The sequence below is a fragment of the Streptomyces niveiscabiei genome, assembly GCF_001419795.1.
GTDB classification, from domain to species: domain Bacteria; phylum Actinomycetota; class Actinomycetes; order Streptomycetales; family Streptomycetaceae; genus Streptomyces; species Streptomyces niveiscabiei.
In genome coordinates this window covers 1-1,154 of sequence record NZ_LIRL01001315.1, presented here as the reverse complement: position 1 = coordinate 1,154, position 1,154 = coordinate 1, and the positions used below count along the sequence as shown (strand labels likewise).

Here is a 1,154-nt window from a genome sequence, read left to right as displayed (position 1 = left end):
CTCCCCGTCCGCCCCCCGGACGCCCCGCGCCCAGTCCGCCGCGCGCATCGGCTTCTTGCCCTGGGCCTGGACCCACAGCAACTCCACCGCGTACGAGCCCGTCCCGACGTACACGTTGTTCTTCCCCACGGCCAGCTGACCGGGCGCGAGGCCCGTGCGGTCGGGCAGCGGGGCCGCCTGGATCAGCTTGAGGCGCTCGCCGCGGAACGTGGTCCAGGCGCCGGGGGCGGGGGTGCAGCCGCGTACGACGCGGTCGACGCGCAGCGCCGGTGCCTGCCAGTCGACGCGCGCGTCCTCGACGGTGATCTTCGGGGCCAGCGAGATGCCCTCGGCGCTCTGCGGCACCGCCTCCAGGGTGCCGTCCTCGATGCCGTCCATGGTCGCCGCGAGCAGGCCGGCGCCGGCGAACGCGAGGCGGGTCAGGAGGTCGCCGCTCGTGTCGGTGGGCCGGACCGTCTCCGTGACCGTCCCGTACACCGGGCCGGAGTCGAGGCCCTCCTCGATGAGGAACGTGGACGCCCCGGTGATCTCGTCACCGGCCATGATCGAGTGCTGTACGGGGGCGGCTCCCCGCCAGGCCGGCAGCAGGGAGAAGTGCAGGTTGACCCAGCCCCGCGCGGGCACGTCCAGCGCGGCCCTCGGCAGCAGCGCCCCGTACGCGACGACCGGGCAGCAGTCCGGGCCGATCTCCCGCAGCCGCTCCAGGAACTCCGGCTCCCGGGGCCGCCCCGGCTTCAGCACCTCGATCCCCGCCTCCATCGCCCGCTCGGCCACCGGCGACGCGACAAGCCGCCGCCCCCGCCCCGCCGGCGCGTCCGGCCGCGTCACCACAGCCACGACCTCATGCCGCCCCGCCCCGATCAGAGCGTCCAGAGCGGGAACGGCGACCTCGGGGGTACCAGCGAAGACAAGCCTCATGGAAGGGGGGAACCTCTCGGGGGAGATAGGGGAACAGGGAGGACAGGGAAGGAAGACGACCAGCACAGCAGTCTAGAAGCCGTACGGATCTCGTGCCCACGAGGGAAAGCCGCCGACGGCGAGCAGGCCCCACGGGAGAGTCCAGCCTCTCAACCAACTGGAAACGGGCGGTGCGCGGGCGGGGAACGTCCCACGGCGAAGCCGAAGGCGAGCCGGGGGGCGTACGCATATGCCCA

1 protein-coding gene is annotated in these 1,154 nt (G+C 73.6%); it reads right to left on the bottom strand.

Features of this window, described 5'->3' with window-relative positions:
* Nucleotides 1-918 (bottom strand): methionyl-tRNA formyltransferase (gene fmt, locus AOK24_RS43505; protein WP_055725350.1); only part of this gene is annotated, 918 nt, incomplete at its 3' end.
* Between the last annotated feature and the right edge of the window lie 236 nt (nucleotides 919-1,154).